Raw genomic sequence first — 16,595 nt, forward strand, 5'->3', positions numbered from 1 at the left:
GGCGGTCAGCCCTTTCGCGCGTTGATGAAGGTTTCGAGATCGGCGCGCGTCGAGGCGCCTTCCATCGGGCCGGAGATCAAGACTGCGCGGGCGCCCGAGGCGTTGGCGGATTCCAGCGCTTGGGCTGGCTCTGCACCGTTCAGCCAGAAGGTGACGAAGGTCGCGCCGAAGCAGTCGCCGGCGCCAGTCGGGTCGATTTCCTCGACCGAGAAACCGGGGTGCGAGAGCGTGGTTTCGTCGTCGAAATAGCTGGCGCCTTCGGCGCCGCGTTTGACGACGATCACCTTGATGCCGGCAGCAAGCAGTTCCGAAACCGCCTCGGCCTCGGTCTTCGCCTTGGTGAACAGGAAGAGCTCCTGTCCGCTCGGCAGGAAGACGTCTGTCCTGGCAAGCACCGCGCGCAGCGCCTCGCGCATGCCGGGGCTATCGAGGATTTCCGGCCTGAGGTTCGGGTCGAAGGACACCGTGCCGCCGGCCGCCTTGATCATCTCGATCGCTGCGATAATGCTCTCCACCACGCTTGGTGCGTAGAGCGACGAGCCCATGACATGCAGATGGCTGCAACTGCGCACCAATGCCCGCGCCGCGTCATCGAGACGGATTGTGCCGCAGGCGCTGTGGCGGATATTGAAGACGAAGGCGCGGCTGCCGTCGGGGCGATAGCGCACGAAGGCGCTGCCGGTGGTACCGAGTGGATCGACCGCGATGCCGGAGATGTCGACGCCATCGGCCTTCAGGCGGTCGAGATTGACGTGGCCAAAATCGTCGTCGCCGACGCGCGAGATGATCGCTGCCGCCTGCCCGAGCTTGCCGACCTGATCGATGAAGATCGCCGGTGCGCCGGAGGGATAAGGGCCGATCAGAGGCGTGGCGTGGCGGAAGCCGTCGCCCTTCTCGGTGGCGATGATCTCCACGAGGATCTCGCCGATCGTCAGTATCTTGTGCATGGATATGTTTCTCTTCTGAGGATCAGCGCTTTGCCTGCTTGGCGCGCACGTCGAGCCAAACCGCGATCAGGATCACCAGGCCCTTGACGATGAGCTGGTAGAAGTAGGGGACGGACAGCATGTTCATGCCGTTGTTCATGACGCCGATGATGAGCGCGCCGATCAGCGTGCCGACCATGGTACCGACGCCGCCGGCAAGCGAGGTGCCGCCGAGAACGGCAGCGGCAATGGCGTCGAGTTCGTAGCTCATGCCGGCATTGGTCTGGGCGGAGAACAGGCGGGAAGAGAGCAGCACGCCGCTGATCGCCGCCATTACGCCTGAGATCATGAAGATGGTGATCTTCAGCCGGTCGACCTTGATGCCGGAATAGACGGCTGCCTCGCGGTTGCCGCCCGTCAGGTAGGCGCGGCGGCCGAAGCTCGTCTTGCTGAGGAGAATGTGGTTGACGAGGAAAAGCACGGCGACGACCCAGATGATGATGGGCAGGCCGAGGAAGCTCTCCGTGCCGATGGCGGTCCAGGTCGAATTTTCGATCATCGCCGGCGCACCGTTGGTCGGCAGGCTGACCATGCCGCGGTAGATGCCCATGGTCGCTACGGTGACGATGAAGGAAGGCAACAGCAGTTTGGCGGTGAGTACGCCGTTCAGCATGCCCATCAGGGCGCCGGCCAGCAACGTGATGATGATCGCCGGCGCAAAGCCAAGACCGAAGGCGAAACATTGCGCCCCGACCATGCCGGCAACCGCGATGATCGAGCCGACCGACAGGTCGATCTCGCCGAGCAGGATCACCCAGGTCATGCCGAAGGCGGCAATCGCCACCACAGCCACCTGCTGCAGGATGTTCATGAAGTTGACGACCGACATAAAGCGCGGATTGAGGAAGGAGAAGATGACGCAGAGCATCACCAGCGACAGCAGGATGCCGCCATATTGCTTCAACGCCCGCATGAACGCGGCCTGGGTTTCGGATTGCTGTGTCATGATTGGAATCCCGTTGCGTGCGCCATGATCGTTTCGGGCGTGAGCTCAGTGCCGGAAAGCGTTGCGCCGATGACGCCCTCGTGCATGACGACGACGCGGTCGCTCATCCCGAGAACTTCCGGCAGCTCGGAGGAGATCAGCAGGATCGCCGTGCCCTCGGCCGCCAGCTGGCGGATGATCTTGTAGATTTCGAACTTGGCGCCGACGTCGACGCCGCGGGTGGGCTCGTCGAGGATCAGCACCTTGGGCCGCGTCAGCAGCCACTTGGCGAGCACGATCTTCTGCTGGTTGCCGCCGCTGAGCGAACCTGAGGGCGTGTCGAGTGAATGGGTCTTGATGGCGAGCCGCCCGACTTCGGTGGCAGCGGCGTCGCGCTCGGCGCGCTTGCGGGTGAAGCCGAACGGTCCGGTGAAATCGGCAAGGGCCGCCATCGAGATGTTCCAGCCGACGCTGTGGCTGAGAACGAGGCCTTCTTCCTTACGGTTTTCGGTGACGAAGCCGATGCCGCGCGAAATCGCCTCTGCCGGCGAGCGGAAACGAACCGGCTGCCCCTCGAAGCGAACCGTGCCGGTCGCCGCCTTCATGCCGAACAGTGCGTTCATCACTTCGGAGCGGCCGGAACCGACGAGGCCGAAAAAGCCGAGGATTTCGCCGGGGCGGACGTCGAAGGAGATGTCGTCGAACTCGCCATCACGGGTAAGGCTGTCGATCGAAAGAACCGGAGCTGTCTTCGCCGACTGCTCGTGGGTCCGTGGCGGATAGATCTCATCCATGCGACGGCCGACCATCAGCGCGATCAGCGCCTCGATGGTGACGTCGTCGCGATCATGGGTCGAGACATATTCGCCGTCGCGGATGACGGTGATGTCGTCGCTGAGCCGCATGATCTCTTCCATGCGGTGGGAAATGTAGATGACGGCGACGCCACGTTGCTTCAGCCGGGTAATGATCTCGAACAGGATCTCGGCTTCGCTGTCGCTCAGCGACGAGGTCGGCTCGTCGAGAATGACGACCTTGGCCTCGTGGCTCAGCCCCTTGGCGATTTCCACGAGTTGGCGCTGGGCGATCGAGAGATTGCCGACCTTCTCGCTGACATCAACAGGCAGACCGAGATCGGCGACGATCGCGCGGGCCTTGGCGACGAGCGCCTTGTCGTTGATGAAGCCGAAGCGGCGCGGCTCGTGGGTGGCAAGAATATTTTCGGCCACCGTCAGGTTGCTGCAGAGGCTGAGTTCCTGGAAGACGATGGCAAGCCCGAGGGCTGCGGCGTCCTGCGGATCGGCCGGCCGGTAGGGGCGCCCATCAAGCGTGATGACACCCGAAGTTGCCTCGTGCACGCCTGCCAGAATCTTCATCAGTGTCGATTTACCGGCACCGTTTTCGCCGAGCAGCGTGTGCACCCGGCCGCGCCTGACCTTGAGACGCATGCTTTTCAGCGCCGCGACCTGACCGAAGGATTTGGTGACGTCACTGATCTCGAGGATGGTGTCCGTGGTCGAACCATGCATGGTGGCCTCCATACGACGCCGCGCGTCCCATTCGCGCGCGCAAAGGGCGAGCCGAGGCGCCTCCGGCCATATGCCGGAGCGCTCACTCCTGAAGTTGCCGCCACCCGGAGGCGGCGGCTGTCCTGGGAGGACTTATTTCGCGGTGTAGACGCCGGGAACGATCGGCTGTTCGGCCGGAACGGTCTCGCCGGCGGCGACCTTGACGGCGGTGTCGACCGCCTGCTTGCCCATCTGGTCCGGGAACTGCTGGATGACGCCGACCATGACCGGATTGGTGTCGACGGCGTCGCGGGCTTCCTTCATGCCGTCAAAGCCGATGACCTTGACCTGGGAGTCAAGGCCTGCGGCCTTGACTGCGACGGCAGCGGCGAGTGCTGCATCGTCGCCGAAGCCGAAGATACCGGTGATGTCAGGATTGGCTTGCAGCATGTTCTGGGCGGCGGCGAGCGCTTCGGCGCGGGTGATGCCGGTCTGGATCGCGACGATCTCCATGTCCTTGTGCTTGGCGATCGCTTCCTTGAAGCCGTTGACGCGGTTTACCACCGACTGGACCGTCGGATAGTCGATGACGGCGACCTTGCCCTTGTTGTCGAGGACCTTGGCCATCAGTTCGCCGGCCTTCACACCACCGGTGAAGTTGTCGGTGCCGATATGCGAGGTGACGGTGGCGCCATTGGCCGGAACGTCGACGGTGATCACCTTGATGCCCGCCTTCTCGGCCTTCTCGATCGCGGCGCGCACGCCCTGGCTGTCGACCGGCGAAATGACGATGACGTCGACGCCCTTGACGATGAAGTCCTCGACGTCGGCGAGCTGCTTGTTGAGATCCTGGTTGGCGATCGAGACTTCAAGCTTGACGTTCTTGGCCTCGGCTTCGGCTTTCATCGCGTCGGCGAGCTCGATGTAGAACGGATGCTGCTGGGTCAAGAGCGATGCGCCGATGCCGTCGGCGAAAGCGGCGGAGGCAAGGAGCGAGAGCGCCGTGCCGGTGACGAGCGATTTCAAAATGCGGGACATGTTCATGGTTTCCTCCCTGGAAACGGCGCGGGCCTTCGGTGTTTCAGCCAAGCTGGCGAGGCCCTCCCACCGCCGTCTTGGTGAAGGCGTAAAAACCACAAAACTTTGCGCGCGTCAATTTTTAAAAATACGCAAACAAAAAATAAAAAGCATACCGAGGAAATTTGCTATACCTTCCCACGGTTCATCGCAGCCTGCTGAGCAGCCGCAAGGGCTCCCTCCAACTTCGTTGCGCGGATGACTTGCCTTTGCCCCTCCTCGCGCCAGATAGCGTGGCAAACGGTGACGGAGACGAGATCATGTCTGAGACCAGCAAGACGGCGTTGGTCCGAATCCTCGGGCGGGTACAAGGCGTTAGCTTCAGGGTTTGGGCCCGTGACGAGGCGCAGAAGCTCGGTCTCGTCGGATGGGTTCGAAACGAAGCCGATGGCTCGGTCGCCGCTCTGATCAGCGGTCCGGAGGAGGCAATCACCCTCATGCTCGAGCGTCTGCATGAAGGGCCGCCGGCGGCATGGGTTTCGAAGGTCGTCGCCGAATTCGTCGAAGCGCCGGAAGGCGTCAGCGGCTTTCGAATCACCAGATAGGCAGGCATCCGCGCTTCTATCGATGTCGCCTAATGCAGGGTGAACTTCCGTTCTCCTGCCGCATCAGAGCGTGCCCGGCTGTCGCAATGGGTACAGCCCCTCGGCGATCGTCAGCGAAATCGATGTTGCGCTTCGAGACCGCTCGTTCGCTGCTCGCGGCCATGGGCACGGCGAAACGTCCTGACCGCTCGCCGCCTTCCTGCTGACGCAGCCCACCGTCGGCCGCCGCCGGGTGGTTGCGGCGGAATAGCTATACCCCGTTGATATGCGGAGCCGCCCGAAGACATCATGTCCTCGGGCGGCTTTTTCATGATCGGGACGGCTCTATCGGATTGCTCAGAAATTCCAGTCCTCGTCTTCGGTCGCGACCGCTTTGCCGATGACATAGGAGGAGCCGGAACCGGAGAAGAAGTCGTGGTTTTCGTCGGCGTTCGGTGAGAGTGCGGAGAGAATGGCGGGGTTCACCTTGCAGGCCTCGGCCGGGAAGAGCGCTTCGTAACCGAGGTTCATCAGCGCCTTGTTGGCGTTGTAGTGCAGGAACTTCTTCACGTCCTCGGTGAGGCCGACGCCGTCATAAAGGGCTTCCGTGTATTTCGCCTCGTTGTCGTAGAGTTCGAGCAACAGGTCGAAGGCGAAATCCTTGATCTCCTGCCGACGTTCCTGCGTCAACCGCTCCAGAGCGCGCTGGAACTTGTAGCCGATATAGTAGCCGTGCACCGCCTCGTCGCGAATGATCAGGCGGATCATGTCGGCAGTGTTGGTGAGCTTGGCGCGGCTCGACCAGTACATCGGCAGATAAAAGCCGGAATAGAACAGGAAGCTTTCGAGGAAGACGCTAGCGACCTTCTTCTTCAAGGGATCGGCCGAGGCGTATTGCTCCATGATCAGCGCCGACTTCTTTTGCAGGAACTCGTTTTCCTCCGACCAGCGATAGGCGTCGTCGACATCGGGCGTCAGGCACAGCGTCGAGAAGATCGAGGAATAGGAGCGCGCATGCACCGCTTCCATGAAGGAGATGTTGGAAAGCACCGCCTCTTCGTGCGGGGTGGTGGCATCCTCCATCAGCTTGACGGCGCCGACGCCGTTCTGGATCGTGTCGAGCAGCGTGAGGCCGGTGAAGACGCGGATGGTGAGCTTCTGCTCCTCCGGCTTCAGGGTCGCCCAGGAGGGGATGTCGTTGGAGAGCGGCACCTTCTCCGGCAGCCAGAAATTGCCGGTAAGCCGGTTCCAGACCTCCAGATCCTTGTCGTCCTCGATGCGGTTCCAGTTGATGGCGCGGATGCGGTTTGCTGGCTTGGTGTGCATGTTCATTTCGTTGTCCTCTCGGGCGTGTCAGCCCCTCGTCCGCCTGTCGGCACCTTCTCCCCGCATGCGGGGAGAAGGGACTAGCCGCACCGTCCTGACGCATCCATCGGCGCTTCGTGTGGCACGTCCCCTCTCCCCGCAGGCGGGGAGAGGGTTAGGGTGAGGGCACTTAATGGGAACGCGGCGCTACAACGCGCAGGAAACGCAGCCCTGAACCTGCGTGCCCTCAAGCGCCATCTGACGAAGGCGGATGTAGTAGATCGTCTTAATGCCATTCTTCCAGGCGTGGATCTGCGCGCGGTTGATGTCGCGGGTCGTCGCCGTATCGCGGAAGAACAGGGTCAGCGACAGGCCCTGGTCGACATGCTGGGTCGCAGCCGCATAGGTGTCGATGATCTTCTCCGGCCCGATCTCGTAGGCGTCCTGGTAATATTCGAGGTTGTCGTTGGTCATGAAGGCGGCCGGATAATAGACGCGGCCAATCTTGCCTTCCTTGCGGATCTCGATCTTTGAGACGATCGGGTGGATCGAGGAGGTTGAGTGGTTGATGTAGGAGATCGAGCCCGTCGGCGGCACCGCCTGGAGGTTCTGGTTGTAGAGGCCACCTTGCATGACCGCCCGTTTCAACTCCAGCCAGTCTTCCTGCGTCGGTATGGTGATGCCGGCCGCTTCAAACAGGCTCTTTACCTTTTCTGTCGCCGGTAACCATTCGGCCCCGGTGTATTTGTCGAAATATTCGCCTGACGCGTATTTCGAGTTCTCGAATCCCCTAAAGCTCACGCCCTTCTCGACCGCCAGCGCGTTGGATGCGCGGATGGCGTGATAGGTCACCGTGTAGAAATAGATATTGGTGAAATCGATGCCTTCCTCCGAGCCGTAGAAGATGCGCTCGCGGGCGAGGTAGCCGTGAAGGTTCATCTGGCCGAGCCCGATCGCGTGGCTGTCGTCATTGCCCTTCTCGATCGAAGGCACAGAAGAGATGTGGCTCATCTCAGAGACGGCGGTGAGCGCGCGGATCGAGGTCTCAATCGTCTGGCCGAAATCCGGACTGTCCATCGCCGCGGCAATGTTCAGCGAGCCAAGGTTGCAGGAGATATCCTTGCCCATCTTTGCGTAGGAGAGGTCGTCGTTGAATTCGCTCGCCTCGCTCACCTGCAGGATTTCCGAACAGAGATTGCTCATGGTGATGCGACCGGCGATCGGGTTTGCCCGGTTCACCGTGTCTTCGAACATGATGTAGGGGTAGCCGCTCTCGAACTGGATTTCGGCGATAATCTGGAAAAAATCGCGCGCCTTGATCTTCCGCTTGCGGATGCGCGCGTCCTCGACCATCTCGCGATACTTTTCCGTCACCGAGATCTCGCTGAAGGGCACGCCGTAGACACGCTCCACGTCATAGGGCGAGAACAGGTACATGTCCTCGTTGTTGCGGGCGAGCTCGAAGGTGATGTCCGGGATGACGACGCCGAGCGACAGCGTCTTGATACGGATCTTCTCGTCGGCATTTTCCCGCTTGGTATCGAGGAAGCGCATGATATCCGGGTGGTGGGCATGGAGATAGACCGCGCCTGCGCCCTGGCGGGCGCCAAGCTGGTTGGCATAGGAGAAGCTGTCTTCCAAGAGCTTCATCACCGGGATGATGCCGGAGGACTGGTTTTCGATCTGCTTGATCGGTGCGCCCATCTCTCTGATGTTGGTGAGCGACAGCGCCACGCCGCCGCCGCGCTTGGAGAGCTGCAACGCGGAATTAATCGCGCGGCCGATGCTTTCCATATTGTCCTCGACCCTAAGCAAGAAGCAGGAGACGAGCTCGCCGCGTTGCTTTTTGCCGGCATTGAGGAAGGTCGGCGTCGCCGGCTGGAAACGGCCGGAAATGATCTCGTCGACGAGATCGCGGGCAAGCTGTTCGTTGCCGCGCGCCAGCGTCATCGCCACCATACAGACGCGGTCTTCGTAGCGCTCCAGGTAGCGCTTTCCGTCAAAGGTCTTCAGCGTATAGGACGTGTAGTATTTGAACGCGCCGAGGAAAGTCGGGAAGCGGAACTTCTTCCCATAAGCGTGGTCGTAGAGATCGCGCACGAAGTTGAAGGAATACTGATCCAGCACCTGCTGTTCATAGTAGCCCTCGGTCACCAGATAATCGAGCTTCTCCCTGAGGTTATGGAAGAAGACGGTGTTCTGGTTGACGTGCTGGAGGAAGTACTGCTTCGCCGCCAGCCGGTCCTTGTCGAGCTGGATCCGTCCCTCTTCATCATAGAGGTTCAGCATCGCGTTCAGCGCATGATAGTCGAGCGCCGGTTCCGTCGCCTTCAGGGGGCGTTCGAGTGTTGAGACGTCCAAAATCGTTCCATCCCGTTTCTGACATTGGCGACGTCCTCCTCGGTTCCGAGCAGCTCGAACCGGTAGAGGTAGGGCACCCGGCACTTGGCCGCGATGACGTCGCCGGCGATCCCGTAGGTCGCGCCGAAATTGCTGTTGCCCGCAGCAATCACGCCGCGGATGTGAGAGCGGTTGCCCGCATCGTTGAGGAAGCGGATCACCTGTTTCGGCACGGCGCCCCGGCCGTCGTCGCCGCAGTAGGTGGGCACGACCAACACGAAGGGCTCGGAAACCGTAAGCGAAGCCTTACTTTCCTTGAGCGGTATGCGCGCTGCGCGAAGGCCGAGCTTTTCGACGAAGCGATGGGTGTTTTCCGAGCGGCTGGAAAAATAGACGATCAGGCCCACCGCCTGTCTCCTCTAGGAAAGCGCGCTGATCTTGTCGGGGCGAAAACCCGCCCAGTGTTCGGGGCCGGCGACGACGACTGGAAGCTGCATATAACCGAGGCCCTTGACCGTTTCGAGCGCGTCCTGGTCGACGGAGATATCAATGATCTCGTAGTTGACACCCTGGCGATCGAGCGCCCGATAGGTCGCGGTGCATTGGACGCAGGCGGGCTTGCTGTAGACGGTAACGTTCATTTCTTCCTCGTTTGGTCGGCTGGATGAGAGCATGAGAAGGCGCACGGACACGCAACCGCGATCCGGCGAAATGCAGGGCTGTCATGGCTGTGGCTCGCTCGGATCTGGACGCCCGGGCGTGCCTCTTCGTCAGATGCGCGGGAAACCGCGCCTCTTGATTGGCGAGTGATAGAATTTCAATGACGCGGACATGACTTCACCCCGAAGCTTTCGACAGGCTGCCGGGGAGATGTCGAGACGATCAGGCAGGCTCATCCTGCCGCACGCAACTCAACCCCTCCGGACACCCCGCCCGTGGACGTTTGTTGCTCGAGGCAGGTCTCCTGGCTCACGGGTCTCAGCTTCCACCCCGACCTTCCCGAGGCCTCATGCCTCAGTGGTCCAATTCCGGACAGTCGCTCGCCGTCTACAGTTGCGGGGGCAGCTACGGCATAGCCTGGCGAAAACTCGCCGACGCACCGTATTCCCGTCTTAGCTCTCAATCCCTGCGAATCGAGAGAACCTCGAACACTAGATATAGTAGTTCATCGCAATTCTGCGTCAATAGGTTCGAAGTGCCTAAAGCTGGGGAGAGAAGGTGATTTCTTTCGCCGTGTGGCTAACAAGGAGTAAACGGCGGGATGCGGCGAAACCTGTGGGTGGAGAGCTGCGCGGCTTCTAGCCACGCCGGATCTCTCCCGAATTCGGTCCGCGGGCTGGCACGTGGCAGATCACGACAACTGCGCTGTCTCTTGCCTCTGCGTTCCGTCAATCGCAGAGCGACATGCTTACGTCTTTGTTTTCTCCGGGCTGGGCTCGAGGCGAAGCCCTTGCCATTTGCGGCGCGTCGCCGCAATCCCGCTCCGGCGAGGGCGGTGACTTGCGCGGATTGTCCTCCTTCGGCCAATGCCACGGATCGGCAATATCGCCGACGCGCGCCCGGATGGTCTCCTGATCTCGCGTCAGCCCGATATCCTTCAGCTGGAATTCGCTGAACGTATCGATGGCGATGGTCGGGTTGAGCGCGTTCCCGGCCCAGTTCAGGGCATGAAGGATCGTTGATCGCACTGCGCTAAGCATTGCTATCCTCTTTGTTTTTGCTGTTGTGTTCGCGAAAAAAGTGAGGATTTTTGCTGCTTCGCGCAAAGCGATTTCTCGCATGCTGACATAAAGAATGCTTATCTCAGGGCCATGAGCAAGATTCCTCCCATGAGTGCCGTGCGCGCCTTCGAAGGGGCCGCCAGACATCTGAGTTTCACCCGCGCTGCGGAGGAACTCGGCATGACGCAGGCGGCGGTCAGCTACCAGATCCGGCTGTTGGAGGAGCGCATCGGCACGCCGCTCTTCGTTCGTCTTCCGCGCGAGGTGCGGCTGACGGCGGCCGGGCGGCAGCTGGCGCCGAAGGTGACCGAGGCGATCGATCTTCTCGGGGCTGCGTTTTCCGAGATCGCCGACAAGACCGAGCACCACCTGCACATTTCCGTGCTACCGACCGTCGTCTCGAGCTGGCTCGGCCAGCGGCTCGCCTCGTTTCAGACGGCCCATCCGAACATCAGCATCCGGGTGCACATGTCGACCGAACTGATCGACTTCAAGCGTGATGCGATCGACCTCGTGGTGCGCAGCGGCAACGGCGACTGGCCAGGCAACGACGTGTTTCCGCTCTTCCCGATCGATTACATGCCGGTCTGCACACCGTCTTTCATGGAAAAGCACCAGCTCAAGGAACCGTCCGACGTTCTACGCGTGCGGCGCTTCGGCAACGCCAGCTGGTGGCGGCGATGGATGATCGAAACCGGGGTGGAACCACCGGCGAGCAACGGCACCGAACTGATCTTCGACGTTCAGGCGATGGACGTCGCCACGACACTTGCGGATCACGGCATTGCCATCGCCGTCTCGACCTTCCTGCTGGAGGAACTCAGAAACGGCAAACTCATCCGGCCGTTTGACCATGTGGTGCAGGACGGCCGGGCCTATTGGCTGGTCTACCCGCAGAGCCACCGGCGGCAAAAGAAGATCCAGGCCTTTCGCGAGTGGATCATTGCCGAGGCCGACGCATCGAATGCGCTGCTGGCGACCGTCGTGGGCGATTCCAGGTCGGCATCACCTCAAGCCGGGGTCGGAGCGAGCGCGCTCGTGAAACCTGAATAGGGCTTGCTGAGCGGCGACGCATAGGCCCCGCGCTTGCTGGTCATAAGTCCCTGTGACACGAGTGCTTCCGCCTGCTTGACCGCGGCCGAAACGCCGTCGATGACAGGGACGTCATAGTCCGCTTGGAGCGCCCGGGCGAGATCGGCCATGCCGGCGCAGCCGAGCACGATCGCTTCTGCGCCATCCTGATTGAGCGCCAGCTCGATCTCGCGCCGGAGTTTGGCGAGCGCGTCTGATGCCTTATCCTCCAGTTCGAGCACCGGGATGTTGGCGGCGCGGACCCTTGCCCGGTCGCCCATGCCGTAATGCCGGACGAGATTCTCGATCAGCACCCGTGACCGTTCGAGCGTGGTGACGACGGTGAAACGTTGCGCCAGCATGGCAGCGGTCGCGACGGCGGATTCGCAGAGCCCCACCACCGGTATGCGGGCGAGCGCACGGGCCGCCTCGAGGCCGGTGTCGTCGAAGCAGGCGATGACCGCGGCATCGGCGCCTGCGGCCTCGCCGTCGCGGATTTCAGCGAGCAGGCCCGGCAGGGCGACGGCGCCGTCATAATGCCCCTCGATCGAGGCCGGTCCCGATCTGGAGGTGCGCGCGAGAATTTCCGTGGCAGGGTTGACGACAGTCCGAGCGGCCGCGGCTGCCTTGGCCGTCATCGACGCGGTGGTGTTGGGATTGATGATCAGGATGCGCATCTAGCCTAGCTCAGCTTTGCCTGGCGGCGTCGCAAGGTCAGAATGACTGCGAGCGCGACGAGGATGATGGTGAAGGAGAAGAGGGTGGTGACCGTGCCGAGCGCATAGAGCACCGGCGTCGTCACATTCGTAGTCATGCCGTAGATCTCGAGTGGCAGAGTGTTGTAGCTGCCCGAAGTCATCAGCGTGCGGGCGAACTCGTCGTAGGAGAGCGTGAAGCCGAAGAGGCCGACGCCGATCAGGCTTGGCGCGATCATCGGCAGGAGAACGTGCTGGAAGGTCTGCCAGGACGTCGCCCCTAGATCGCGCGCCGCTTCTTCGTAGGCCGGTGAGAACCGGTTGAAGACCGCAAACATGATGAGCACGCCGAAAGGCAGTGTCCAGGTGAGATGCGCGCCGAAGCCGGAGGAATACCAGGCGGGCTTCAGGCCGAACTGCTGGAAGACGACGCCGATGCCGAGCGAGATGATGATCGACGGCACGACGAGACTTGCGACGGTGAGATAGAAGAGCGCGGTTGCGCCGCGGAAGCGTCGGCGGAAGGCAAGGCCTGCAAGCAGGGCGACCACGACGTTGACCGCCATTACCATCAGGCCGAGCGTAAAGGAGCGCCGGAATGAGGCGCCGAAGTTGCCGACCGCCTGCCGTTCGAACAGGTTGTAGAACCAGTGCAGCGATAGGCCGTTCAGCGGAAAGGTCAGGCCGCCGTCCGGTCCCTGGAAGGAGAGGATCAGCACGGCCGACAGCGGGCCGTAGAGAAACAGCACGAACAGCGTGAAGAAGATTGCGAGCAGGTAGAATTCCTTGCCGCGTCTCTCGTGGTTCATGTCAAAGCTCCTTGCGGATGTCGACGACGCGCAGGATCGCGGCGACCATGATGAGCACGACGATCAGAAGCACCACGGCATTGGCGGCCGCTGCCGGATATTGCAGCAGCGACATCTGGTTCTTCATCATCAGCGCGACGGAGGCGCTCTGGCCACCGGACATGACCTGCACCGTTGAGAAATCTGCCATGACGAGCGTGACGACGAAGATCGAGCCGATCGCGATGCCCGGCTTGGCGAGCGGCAGGATGACGTTCCAGAGGATCTGGCCGCCGGAAGCGCCGCAGTCGCGCGCCGCCTCGATCAGCGAGCGATCGATCCGCATCAGCGTATTGAATATCGGCGTGACCATGAACAGCGTGTTGAGATGCACCATGGCAAGCACCACGGCAAAGTCGGAGTAGAGCAGCCATTCGATCGGCTGTGGGATCAGGCCGAGCTCGATCAGGGTCGAATTGACAAGGCCGTTGCGGCCGAGCACCGGGATCCAGGAAATCATGCGGATGATGTTCGAGGTCAGGAACGGCACGGTGCAGACGAGGAACAGCACCATCTGCATGGTCGTTGTGCGGACATGGAAGGCGAGGAAATAGGCGACCCAGAAGCCGATTAAGAGTGTCAGCGCCCAGACGAGGACGGTGAATTTCAGCGTGTTGAGATAGGTCTTCCAGGTGACCCACGAGCCGAGCGTATCGGCGTAGTTCATCGTCAGGAAGTCCGGATAGAGACCGGCGAAGTCATAGTCCCAGAAGCTGACGACGATGATGGTCAGGATCGGCAGCACGAAGAAGAAGCCGAGGATCAAAAGGAGAGGGGTTGCCTGGAGATGGGAGGCCAGCGCGCGCGGAGTGCCCCGGCGACGGGATGCCTTCTCTGTCCTGATTTCCCCTGGCTGGGACGTCGCAAGTGTCGCCATCGTCGTTCCTCTCTGGATTTCTGCGATCGGGGTCCGCCCCTCATCCGCCTGCCGGCACCTTCTTGCCGCTTGCGGGAGAAGGGAGATGCGTCGCCGTCCCGCTCATTCTTGACCGCCAAATGTGCACGCTCGGCCGGCCGATGTGGCACGTCCCCTCTCCCCGACTGCGGGGAGAAGGTTAGGGTGAGGGGGCGCTTCCGCGCCGGCGATTACGCCGCGATGAACTCGTTCCAGCGCTTGATCATGTAGCGGTCCTCGTCCATCACAGAGTTCCAGCAGGCGACCTTGCCCATGCGTTCCTCGAACGAGCCGCCGTCGCGCACCGCACCCGCTTTCTCCATGATCTTGCCCTCCGGCGAAAGGATGTCGCCTTGGGCGGGCTTGCCTTCCACCCAGAAACCCCACTCGTCCTCGGACATGAAGCCCTTGGCGGTCTCCATCGCGGCGGAGTAGTAGCCCTGACGGTTGAGGTAGGCGCCGACCCAGCCGGAGAGGTACCAGTTGATGTACTCATAAGCCGCGTCGAGCTGGGCGCCCTGGAGATGGGCGGCAAGACCGAGGCCGCCGCCCCAGGCGCGATAGCCTTCCTTCAGCGGCTGGTACTTGCAGGCGATGCCCTTGGAGCGGACGGCGGCGACGGCGGGCGACCACATCGACTGGATGACCACTTCGCCCGAGGCCATCAGGTTGACGCTCTCGTCGAAGGACTTCCAGAAGGCGCGGAACTGGCCGTCCTGCTTGGCCTTGATCAGGAAGTCGATCGTCTTGTCGATCTCGTCCGTGGTCATATTGCCCTTGTCGGCATATTTGATGTTGCCGAGCGCCTCCATGATCATCGCCGCATCCATGATGCCGATCGAGGGAATGTTGAGGATCGCGGTCTTGCCCTTGAACGCCGGGTCCATGATGTCGGCCCAGGTCGAGATCTCGCGCCCGACGAGATCGGGGCGAATGCCGAGCGTGTCGGCGTTGTAGATCGTCGGGATCAGCGTCATCCAGTCGGTCGGCGACTTGGCGAAGGTCTTGGAATCTTGCGCCTCGACGAAGCCGACGGTGTGCGGTGCGGTCCCCTGGGCGACCACGCTTTCGGGTTTCAGCTTGCCGTCGATGAACAGCGGCACGATCTTGTCGAAGTACTTGATCTTTTTCACGTCCATCGGCTGCATTACGCCGGCCGGGAAGACCTTCTTCGCGATCCAGTATTCGATGTCGGCGATGTCGTAGGAATCGGGCTGGGTCACCGCGCGCTGGGCGGCGGCGTCGGAATCGGTCGCCGTCATCTCGAGCGTGATGCCGAGGTCCTGTTTGCACTTCTCGGCGATGGCGTTGATGTTGGAAACGCCGGTGCCGAACTGGCGCAGCGTGATCGGGTTCTGGGCCCAGATCGTCGGGAAGCCGGCGATGACACCCGATCCGGCGATCGCGCCGACGGCGGCAGCGCCGGTCTTCAACAACGATCGGCGTGTCAGGCCGGCGCCAGGCTTTTCGGTTTTAGTTTCAGTCGTCATGTGCAGTTCCCCTTCTTGTGATGGTTGATTAGCTCATGCGGAAAGGCGGCCGAGGGGGACGACGTCCTCCAGGGTCCAGCTCAGGGACACCGCGTCACCGACCGCGACAGGCTTCCTGAAATAGTCAGCGTCGCTGACGATCAGCGTGAAGTCGTCGCTGCCGGCACCGATGGCGGTGAGCTTCACCGAGGCTCCGCGATATTCGATGTTGGAAACCACTGCCTGGAAGCCGAGGCCTTTCTCGCTCGGCGGATCGAGCCGCACACGATCGGTGCGGATGCCGATATCGATCGTCCGGCCGACTTGCTGGGCGATATCGCGCACCGAAAAGACCTGACCCTCCGCCGTCTCCATCTCGACGATGTTGTCGGTGATCGACCGGACTTTTCCAGAAAGCACGTTGTGGTCGCCCATGAAGCGCGCGACAAAGGCGGTGGCCGGCCGTTCGAACACCGTGCGGGGTGCTGCCGCCTGCTCGATCCGGCCGTTGTTCATCACCACGATCAGGTCCGCGAGCGCCATTGCCTCTTCCTGGCTGTGGGTGACGTGCACGAAGGTGATGCCGAGCGTCTTCTGCAGCTTCTTGAGTTCCGCACGCATGCGGATCTTCAGGAATGGATCGAGCGCCGACAACGGCTCGTCGAGCAGCAGCGCTTCCGGCTCGGTGATGAGGGCACGGGCAAGCGCCACGCGCTGCTGCTGGCCGCCGGAAAGCTGGGCCGGACGCCTGGAGGCATAGGCCTCCATCTGCATCAATCTCAGCATGTCGAACGCCCTGGCGCGACGCGCGTCGCGGTCGACGCCCTTCATCTTCAGGCTGAAGGCAACGTTGTCGACGAGGTCGAGATGCGGGAACAGCGCATAGGATTGAAACATCATCGCCGTGCTGCGCCTGGCCGGCGGAAAATCGGTGACGACGACATTGCCGAGGCGCAGGTCTCCCGAAGAGATGTTCTCATGGCCGGCGATCATGCGCAGCGTCGAGGTCTTGCCGCAGCCGGAAGGACCGAGGAAGCAGCAATAGCTTCCGGCGGGGATTTTCAGGCTGATGGAATGTACGGCGGTGGTCGAGCCGTACATCTTGGAAACGGATACGATATCGATCTCTGCGGCTTTCGACATGAGCGTTCTCCTTGCACCAGAGAAGAAGCATCAATCGTGCCAATTTCGTTCGCCGAGCCTAAGGCTATGTTTTCGCGCGAGAATGGCC

16 protein-coding genes and 1 riboswitch are annotated in these 16,595 nt (G+C 61.8%); of the genes, 2 read left to right on the top strand and 14 right to left on the bottom strand.

From position 1 onward, the window contains the following. Positions 1–5 precede the first annotated feature (5 nt). From V7S54_RS08560 to V7S54_RS08575, 4 genes are all read right to left on the bottom strand, one after another. On the bottom strand, positions 6–947 hold the full coding sequence (locus tag V7S54_RS08560; RefSeq protein ID WP_336408232.1) for a tagatose kinase: 942 nt from the start codon (positions 945–947) through the stop codon (positions 6–8). Positions 948–969: 22 nt separating this feature from the next. Beyond that, complete coding sequence (locus V7S54_RS08565) at positions 970–1,932, bottom strand: ABC transporter permease (protein WP_065373295.1); 963 nt, start codon at positions 1,930–1,932, stop codon at positions 970–972. Continuing rightward, the gene (locus V7S54_RS08570) at positions 1,929–3,440 is read right to left on the bottom strand and encodes a sugar ABC transporter ATP-binding protein (protein ID WP_336408233.1); all 1,512 of its coding nucleotides are present in this window, start codon (positions 3,438–3,440) and stop codon (positions 1,929–1,931) included. Before V7S54_RS08570 ends, V7S54_RS08565 begins: the two co-directional genes overlap by 4 nt. 132 nt (positions 3,441–3,572) lie before the next feature. Next, entirely contained in the window at positions 3,573–4,463 is an 891-nt protein-coding gene (locus V7S54_RS08575) for a substrate-binding domain-containing protein (protein WP_336408234.1), read from the bottom strand. Between the two features lie 293 nt (positions 4,464–4,756). Between V7S54_RS08575 and V7S54_RS08580 the strand changes: the two genes are divergently transcribed. Beyond that, a complete protein-coding gene (locus V7S54_RS08580) occupies positions 4,757–5,041 on the top strand; it encodes an acylphosphatase (RefSeq protein WP_058322980.1) in 285 nt (94 codons plus the stop codon). Between the two features lie 336 nt (positions 5,042–5,377). Here V7S54_RS08580 and nrdF read toward each other — a convergent pair whose 3' ends face one another. The 5 genes from nrdF to V7S54_RS08605 all read right to left on the bottom strand — a co-directional run bounded on the left by nrdF (position 5,378) and on the right by V7S54_RS08605 (position 10,533). Beyond that, positions 5,378–6,352, bottom strand: coding sequence for a class 1b ribonucleoside-diphosphate reductase subunit beta (gene nrdF, locus V7S54_RS08585; protein WP_336408235.1), 975 nt, complete (start codon positions 6,350–6,352; stop codon positions 5,378–5,380). A 180-nt stretch (positions 6,353–6,532) separates the two neighbouring features. Further along, positions 6,533–8,686, bottom strand: a complete 2,154-nt coding sequence (nrdE, locus tag V7S54_RS08590) for a class 1b ribonucleoside-diphosphate reductase subunit alpha (RefSeq protein ID WP_336408236.1) — start codon at positions 8,684–8,686, stop codon at positions 6,533–6,535. Further along, entirely contained in the window at positions 8,656–9,072 is a 417-nt protein-coding gene (gene nrdI, locus V7S54_RS08595; protein ID WP_058322887.1) for a class Ib ribonucleoside-diphosphate reductase assembly flavoprotein NrdI, read from the bottom strand. The genes nrdE and nrdI overlap by 31 nt, the downstream gene beginning before the upstream one ends. A gap of 12 nt (positions 9,073–9,084) precedes the next feature. Then, entirely contained in the window at positions 9,085–9,306 is a 222-nt protein-coding gene (gene nrdH, locus V7S54_RS08600; protein WP_065373289.1) for a glutaredoxin-like protein NrdH, read from the bottom strand. Positions 9,307–9,602: 296 nt separating this feature from the next. Further along, a riboswitch (cobalamin riboswitch) is annotated at positions 9,603–9,827 on the bottom strand. A 226-nt stretch (positions 9,828–10,053) separates the two neighbouring features. Beyond that, a complete protein-coding gene (locus V7S54_RS08605) occupies positions 10,054–10,533 on the bottom strand; it encodes a hypothetical protein (RefSeq protein WP_336556958.1) in 480 nt (159 codons plus the stop codon). Between V7S54_RS08605 and V7S54_RS08610 the strand changes: the two genes are divergently transcribed. After that, on the top strand, positions 10,495–11,439 hold the full coding sequence (locus tag V7S54_RS08610) for a LysR substrate-binding domain-containing protein (RefSeq protein ID WP_336408238.1): 945 nt from the start codon (positions 10,495–10,497) through the stop codon (positions 11,437–11,439). The genes V7S54_RS08605 and V7S54_RS08610 overlap by 39 nt on opposite strands. Here the strand turns inward: V7S54_RS08610 and V7S54_RS08615 are convergent. The 5 genes from V7S54_RS08615 to V7S54_RS08635 form a co-directional block, all read right to left on the bottom strand. Then, positions 11,397–12,134: an aspartate/glutamate racemase family protein gene (locus V7S54_RS08615; protein ID WP_065373287.1), complete on the bottom strand. Its 738-nt coding sequence runs from the start codon at positions 12,132–12,134 to the stop codon at positions 11,397–11,399. The genes V7S54_RS08610 and V7S54_RS08615 overlap by 43 nt on opposite strands. Positions 12,135–12,139: 5 nt before the next feature. Then, positions 12,140–12,961, bottom strand: coding sequence for an ABC transporter permease (locus V7S54_RS08620; RefSeq protein WP_065373286.1), 822 nt, complete (start codon positions 12,959–12,961; stop codon positions 12,140–12,142). A 1-nt stretch (position 12,962) separates the two neighbouring features. After that, positions 12,963–13,877 (bottom strand): ABC transporter permease, encoded by a 915-nt coding sequence (locus tag V7S54_RS08625; protein ID WP_065373285.1) that lies wholly within the window; start codon positions 13,875–13,877, stop codon positions 12,963–12,965. A 209-nt stretch (positions 13,878–14,086) separates the two neighbouring features. Then, positions 14,087–15,385, bottom strand: a complete 1,299-nt coding sequence (locus V7S54_RS08630) for an ABC transporter substrate-binding protein (RefSeq protein WP_065373284.1) — start codon at positions 15,383–15,385, stop codon at positions 14,087–14,089. 33 nt (positions 15,386–15,418) lie between these two features. Then, positions 15,419–16,507 (bottom strand): ABC transporter ATP-binding protein, encoded by a 1,089-nt coding sequence (locus tag V7S54_RS08635; protein WP_336408239.1) that lies wholly within the window; start codon positions 16,505–16,507, stop codon positions 15,419–15,421. Positions 16,508–16,595: the final 88 nt, after the last annotated feature.

The sequence above is a fragment of the Ensifer sp. CCNWLY38 genome, assembly GCF_037120565.1.
GTDB classification, from domain to species: Bacteria; Pseudomonadota; Alphaproteobacteria; order Rhizobiales; family Rhizobiaceae; genus Ensifer; species Ensifer adhaerens_H.

Bases quoted from the DNA above. Each gene is read 5' to 3' on its own strand.
- V7S54_RS08560 (WP_336408232.1), bottom strand. From the start codon at position 947: ATGCACAAGATACTGACGATCGGCGAGATCCTCGTGGAGATCATCGCC.
- V7S54_RS08565 (WP_065373295.1), bottom strand. From the start codon at position 1,932: ATGACACAGCAATCCGAAACCCAGGCCGCGTTCATGCGGGCGTTGAAG.
- V7S54_RS08570 (WP_336408233.1), bottom strand. From the start codon at position 3,440: ATGCATGGTTCGACCACGGACACCATCCTCGAGATCAGTGACGTCACC.
- V7S54_RS08575 (WP_336408234.1), bottom strand. From the start codon at position 4,463: ATGAACATGTCCCGCATTTTGAAATCGCTCGTCACCGGCACGGCGCTC.
- V7S54_RS08580 (WP_058322980.1), top strand. From the start codon at position 4,757: ATGTCTGAGACCAGCAAGACGGCGTTGGTCCGAATCCTCGGGCGGGTA.
- nrdF (WP_336408235.1), bottom strand. From the start codon at position 6,352: ATGAACATGCACACCAAGCCAGCAAACCGCATCCGCGCCATCAACTGG.
- nrdH (WP_065373289.1), bottom strand. From the start codon at position 9,306: ATGAACGTTACCGTCTACAGCAAGCCCGCCTGCGTCCAATGCACCGCG.
- V7S54_RS08610 (WP_336408238.1), top strand. From the start codon at position 10,495: ATGAGTGCCGTGCGCGCCTTCGAAGGGGCCGCCAGACATCTGAGTTTC.
- V7S54_RS08605 (WP_336556958.1), bottom strand. From the start codon at position 10,533: ATGTCTGGCGGCCCCTTCGAAGGCGCGCACGGCACTCATGGGAGGAAT.
- V7S54_RS08615 (WP_065373287.1), bottom strand. From the start codon at position 12,134: ATGCGCATCCTGATCATCAATCCCAACACCACCGCGTCGATGACGGCC.
- V7S54_RS08620 (WP_065373286.1), bottom strand. From the start codon at position 12,961: ATGAACCACGAGAGACGCGGCAAGGAATTCTACCTGCTCGCAATCTTC.
- V7S54_RS08625 (WP_065373285.1), bottom strand. From the start codon at position 13,877: ATGGCGACACTTGCGACGTCCCAGCCAGGGGAAATCAGGACAGAGAAG.
- V7S54_RS08630 (WP_065373284.1), bottom strand. From the start codon at position 15,385: ATGACGACTGAAACTAAAACCGAAAAGCCTGGCGCCGGCCTGACACGC.
- V7S54_RS08635 (WP_336408239.1), bottom strand. From the start codon at position 16,507: ATGTCGAAAGCCGCAGAGATCGATATCGTATCCGTTTCCAAGATGTAC.